This window comes from Kitasatospora sp. NPDC036755 (assembly GCF_040636595.1).
GTDB lineage: Bacteria > Actinomycetota > Actinomycetes > Streptomycetales > Streptomycetaceae > Kitasatospora.
Genome location: NZ_JBEZUT010000680.1, coordinates 1 through 1,371 on the forward strand (window position 1 = coordinate 1; position 1,371 = coordinate 1,371).

Annotated in this window: 1 protein-coding gene; it reads left to right on the top strand. The window is 75.2% G+C overall.

The genetic code is table 11. From position 1 onward, the window contains the following. Positions 1-197: 197 nt before the first annotated feature. Positions 198-698: a thiol peroxidase gene (gene tpx / locus AB0E96_RS41170; RefSeq protein WP_359831962.1), complete on the top strand. Its 501-nt coding sequence runs from the start codon at positions 198-200 to the stop codon at positions 696-698. Positions 699-1,371 lie beyond the last annotated feature (673 nt).

A 1,371-nucleotide genomic window follows, 5' to 3' on the forward strand; every position in this document is an offset into this window, starting at 1 on the left:
GCCGGAACGCGCCAAGGGCGCCAGATGGGAGTAGGGCGCCAGTCAAATGGATCAAACGAACGATCTACCACCATAGACGAGCCTGGGGATCCGACCGCGGCGGGGACGGGGATCGGCGGCCGCCTCCCGGCGGGGGTGGGGGCGGGCAGTAGGATCGGCGGCGTTGCATCCCGTATACCGCTGGTAGGAGGCTTTTCATGGCTCAGGTCACCCTGAAGGGGAACCCGGTGCAGGTCGGTGGCGCGCTGCCCGCCGCCGGCAGCCAGGCACCCGCGTTCACGCTGGTCGGCGAGGGGCTCGCGGACGTGTCGCTGAAGGACTTCGCGGGCCGCCGCAAGGTCCTGAACATCTTCCCCAGCATCGACACCCCGACCTGCGCGACCTCGGTGCGCACGTTCAACACCAAGGCCGCCGCGCTCGACAACACCGTCGTGCTGTGCGTCTCGGCCGACCTGCCGTTCGCGCAGGCCCGGTTCTGCGGCGCCGAGGGCCTGGAGAACGTCAAGACCCTCTCCACCCTGCGCGGCCGGGACTTCCACGACGTCTACGGCGTCGCGATCGCCGACGGCCCGCTGGCCGGCCTGACCGCCCGCGCCGTCGTCGTCCTGGACGAGAACGACACCGTCCTGCACACCGAGCTGGTCGCGGAGATCGCCGACGAGCCGAACTACGAGGCCGCGCTCGCCGCCCTCAACTGACCCACCCCGCGCCGCGCTCACCGCCGCGCACCCCGCGGCCCCGCACCCGGCCGCGTCACGACGGCCCGCCCCGCACCCCCAGCCCGACCCGCCCCCCGAGGGCGCCACCGGCAGAGGGGCGGGGCGGGCCGCCGCACACCCACCCCCCGGCCCGGCCCGGCGGCCACCCCACCGGCCCACCCGCCCGAGCACACACGGCAGAACCGGAACACCCCGCCCCGAGCCACCCGGGCCAGGCACCGCGACCGCCCGCCCGTCCTGCCCCTTCGCGGCCGGCCACCCGGACTGTCCGCACTGCCCCCGGGCACGCGTACGCCCTCGTGGTCCTGCCCGGCAGCAAGCCGGGCAGGACCACGAGGGCGTAAGGGGAAAACACCCCCCGGACCGGACCCAGCGGACGGGCCGGACCCGACCGGGCGGCGCGGTGCCCGGCGGACAGGCCCGGCACCGCACCGGACCCCGGGCCGGCCACCAGCGCCACCGGGTGACCGTGTCGCCGCCAGGCGACCGGGCCTCCGGACCCGGACGGCCGGCACCAGGCCGGTCGGCCGGGACGGGGCCGGTGACCAGGGTGCCGGGGCACACCACCGACGGCGTCCTGGAGTATGTCGATCGAGTCGACCGACAGGTGAAGTTCCGCGGTTTCCGGGTGGAGCTCGGGGAGATCGAAGCC

Excerpts from the sequence above, each read along its gene's own strand:
- tpx (WP_359831962.1), top strand. The coding sequence starts at position 198 with ATGGCTCAGGTCACCCTGAAGGGGAACCCGGTGCAGGTCGGTGGCGCG.